The sequence below is a fragment of the Streptomyces niveiscabiei genome (genome assembly GCF_001419795.1).
GTDB lineage: Bacteria > Actinomycetota > Actinomycetes > Streptomycetales > Streptomycetaceae > Streptomyces > Streptomyces niveiscabiei.
Genome location: NZ_LIRL01000962.1, coordinates 1 through 3,257 on the forward strand (window position 1 = coordinate 1; position 3,257 = coordinate 3,257).

The 3,257-nt window shown below is 68.8% G+C and carries 5 protein-coding genes; 4 read left to right on the forward strand and 1 reads right to left on the reverse strand.

Features of this window, described 5'->3' with window-relative positions; genetic code table 11:
* Positions 1-9: 9 nt before the first annotated feature.
* Positions 10-444, reverse strand: coding sequence for a glycine-rich domain-containing protein (locus tag AOK24_RS37820; protein WP_055724465.1), 435 nt, complete (start codon positions 442-444; stop codon positions 10-12).
* 187 nt (positions 445-631) lie between these two features.
* Here AOK24_RS37820 and AOK24_RS37825 point away from each other — a divergent pair, with 187 nt between their 5' ends.
* Genes AOK24_RS37825 through AOK24_RS37840 form a run of 4 tightly spaced genes read left to right on the forward strand, consistent with a single transcriptional unit; the run spans position 632 to position 3,081 of the window.
* Positions 632-889, forward strand: a complete 258-nt coding sequence (locus AOK24_RS37825) for a hypothetical protein (protein WP_055724466.1) — start codon at positions 632-634, stop codon at positions 887-889.
* The gene (locus AOK24_RS37830; protein WP_055724467.1) at positions 864-1,397 is read left to right on the forward strand and encodes a DUF6879 family protein; all 534 of its coding nucleotides are present in this window, start codon (positions 864-866) and stop codon (positions 1,395-1,397) included. The genes AOK24_RS37825 and AOK24_RS37830 overlap by 26 nt, the downstream gene beginning before the upstream one ends.
* 25 nt (positions 1,398-1,422) lie before the next feature.
* A complete protein-coding gene (locus tag AOK24_RS37835) occupies positions 1,423-2,283 on the forward strand; it encodes a helix-turn-helix domain-containing protein (RefSeq protein ID WP_055724468.1) in 861 nt (286 codons plus the stop codon).
* 12 nt (positions 2,284-2,295) lie between these two features.
* Positions 2,296-3,081: an alpha/beta fold hydrolase gene (locus AOK24_RS37840; protein WP_055724469.1), complete on the forward strand. Its 786-nt coding sequence runs from the start codon at positions 2,296-2,298 to the stop codon at positions 3,079-3,081.
* Positions 3,082-3,257 lie beyond the last annotated feature (176 nt).

Below are 3,257 nucleotides of genomic sequence, written 5' to 3' on the forward strand. Positions count from 1 at the left end.
TGGTGGGGGTCAGCAGCAGGGGCCGTCGCCGCAGCAGGCGGGCGGGTTGCAGTCGGCGGTGGTGCCCCAGAGGGCGTCGTCGACGGTGAAGCCGGCGGTGCGCAGGCGGGTGGTGACGTCGTTCATGAGGGTGCGGGTGCGGGTCTTGCTGTTGGGTTCGTGGTGGAGGAAGTAGCCGAAGGTCCGTTGGCACCAGGCGGCGTACCAGGTGGTGTGCAGGACGAGGGTGTGCCAGCCGGGGTCGACCTGCCGGGAGGGGGCCATCTCGGCGCCGGCGCGGGTGGTGCCCATGACGTGGACGAGGACGAGGGCCTGGTCGAGGACCCGCTCCGCGAGGGGCCGGTCGAGGCGGTACTCCTCGGCGCAGAACGCTGCGAGCATCTCGAACTCGGCGGGGGTGACGAGGGAGCGGCCGGTGCGGGTGGGGAGTGCGGTGGTGGTCATGGGGTGCCTTCTCTGGGCCGGTGGGACATGACGGTAGGGAGGCGGGGGGAGTGGGCGCCAGGGATGTGCAGGGTTGTGCAGAGAGCCACTCTCGCGAGGGAACTTGGCTGTTAAGTGCCCTTGTGCGGGCGGTAGTTAGCCGAGAATCTGATGCACGAACACGCACATCTCAGCGATGGAGGTGGGTATGCCGTTGCGGTTCATCGGAATCGATCCGAACACGGGTAACCACGACAGTCCGACCCTCTGGGTCGACCAGGAGAAGCGGGAGATCGTCGTACAGGGCTGGAAGCCCGACGAGGCGCTCGAAGCGGAGTGCGCCGCGTACGAGGTGCCGGGTCACGCGAAGGGGATTCCGGACCACGAGGGCGTAGTCCGTGTTCCGGCGAGCATGATCGACATGTTGAGGGAGGCGTGCGATGTCCTCGAACGCGGAGACGTTTGAGAAGTATCTCCGGAGCGCACAGCATTCGGCCGTGCACCTGGAGATGAGGGACTCCTACAACGTCGACTACGAGAAGGGCCCCTTCGCCGAGTGGAAGGCGGGCAACGGGCGTAACCCCGACGACGATCGGTCCGTGTGGTGGCGTCCCTGGCTCGACCTCGTCCAGGGGACCGTGAACCGGGGCGTGGTCATGCGCAGGGCGCGGATCGTGTCGGAGCCGGTCAGCGAGTACACGCGGTTCCTCCACAGCGGCACGTTCACGAACGTCGCCGCCGGTGAGCTGGTGCGCTGGCTGCCCCGGCGCCAGGCGTCCGACATCGCGCTGCCCGGGAACGACTTCTGGGTGTTCGACGAGAAGGTCGTCTACTGGAACCACTTCTCGGGCGAAGGCGCCTCACTCGGCCCCGAGATCTGGATGGACAACCCCGAGGCGGCGAAATTGTGCGTGGACGCCTTCGAGGCGGTATGGTCGCGCGCCATCCCCCACAGCGAGTACAAGATCCGCTGAGGTCTCCGACCGTACAGGCCAGTTCATGCCCTCCTCTCCGTCCTCCTCCGCCCAGGCAGCACGCGAGGCCGTCGCCCGACGGCTCCGTGGCCTCCGCAAAGAGGCAGGGCTGACGGTCGCTGAACTGGCCACCCGGTGCGGCTGGCACCACGCGAAGACGTCCCGCATCGAGAACGCTTTGACCGCGCCCTCGCCCAAGGACATCCGCGCGTGGACGGCCGCCTGCGCCGCTCAGGACCAGGCGGACGATCTGATCGCCCAGTCCCTGCACGCGGAGTCGCTGTACACGGAGTGGCGTCACCAGATGCGCAGCGGGCTGAAGCAACTCCAGGGCAGCTCGGCCAAGTTGTTCCGGGAGAGCCGCCTCTTCCGCGTCTACTCGTCCACACTGGTGCCTGGCTTCCTCCAGACCCAGGGGTACGCCGCCGCCGTGCTGCGCATCTCCGCGCGTTTCCACGGACTTCCGGTGGACGACAGCGAGGACGCCGCCCGGGCCCGCATCGAACGCTCCCGCGTGCTCCACGAGCCGGGACGCCGGTTCGTGTTCGTGGTCGAGGAAGAGGTCCTGCGTCACCAGATCGGTGACGAGGACACGATGGCGGCGCAGCTGGGCTATCTGCTCACGGCAGGAGCACTTCCCCAGGTCTCGCTGGGCATCATCCCGTTCACGGCCCGGGACCGGTTCCAATGGCCACGAGAAACGTTTCACGTCTACGACGACAAACTCGTCTCCGTAGAGCTGATCTCGGCCCGCGTCCGCATCACCCAACCCGCAGAAACGAACCTCTACTTGAGGGCGTTCGAGCAGCTGAGGAGCATGGCCGTCTACGGCCCCGAGGCCCGCGCCCTCATCCTCCGCGCGATCGAGGCACTCGACCGGGCCTGAGATCATCCCCGCATGCAGCGACTCCACGACGCCCTCGGACACCTCGCCTACGACATCACCGGCGACGGCCCGCCCGTCGTGCTCGTGCATGCCGGTGTCGCCGACCACCGGATGTGGGACGGCATCGTGCCCGCGCTCGCGGAGCGGTACGAGGTGGTGCGGTACGACCTTCGCGGGTTCGGGGAGTCCGCGCCGCCCACCGGCCCGTTCCGCGAAGTGGAGGACCTGGCGCGGCTGTTGGACCACCTCGGGCACAGCCGTGTACGCCTCGTGGGCGCGTCCTGGGGAGGCCGGGTGGCTCTGGACTTCACGCTGGCGTATCCGGACCGCGTACAGGCGCTGGCGATGCTGACGGCGCCCTGGCCGGGGTACGCGTGGTCGGACGAGATGGTCGCGTACGACGCGGCGGAGACGGCGGCGCTGGAGGCGGGTGACCTGGACGAGGCTGTGCGGATCAACCTCGACATGTGGCTGAGGGGCCCCGCGAGGAGTTGGGGCGAGGTCGGGGAGGGGCTGGCGGAGGAACTCCGGGCGCCCATGCGGACGTTGCTGGCACATCAGGGGGTTGTGGGGGAGCACTCCCAGGGACCCGGCAGCGGGGACCTCGCCGGCATCTCCGTCCCCACCCTCGTCGGACTCGGCAAGCTGGACGTCCCCGACTTCCAGGACATCGCGCGCAGGTACGCGACAGAGATCCCCGGCGCGGAACTCGTGGAGTTCACGGACGCGGCACACCTCATCGCGATGGACGTGCCGGGTCAAGTCGGCGCGGTGCTGGGGGAGTTCCTCGGGAGGTAACGGAAGCGCTTGGCTGAGTCGAGCCCCCCCGGCTGGCACCGTGAAGCGCTTGGCCGAGTCGCCCCCCCGGCTGGCATCACGAATCGCTCGGCTGAGTCGAGCCCCCGCTCGGCACCGCGAATCGCTTGGCCGAGTCGCCCCCTCCCGGTCGGCATCGTGAAGCGCTTGGCCGAGTC

Coding starts and splice junctions, on each gene's coding strand:
- AOK24_RS37825 (WP_055724466.1), top strand. CDS start 632: ATGCCGTTGCGGTTCATCGGAATCGATCCGAACACGGGTAACCACGAC.
- AOK24_RS37835 (WP_055724468.1), top strand. CDS start 1,423: ATGCCCTCCTCTCCGTCCTCCTCCGCCCAGGCAGCACGCGAGGCCGTC.
- AOK24_RS37840 (WP_055724469.1), top strand. CDS start 2,296: ATGCAGCGACTCCACGACGCCCTCGGACACCTCGCCTACGACATCACC.
- AOK24_RS37830 (WP_055724467.1), top strand. CDS start 864: ATGTCCTCGAACGCGGAGACGTTTGAGAAGTATCTCCGGAGCGCACAG.
- AOK24_RS37820 (WP_055724465.1), bottom strand. CDS start 444: ATGACCACCACCGCACTCCCCACCCGCACCGGCCGCTCCCTCGTCACC.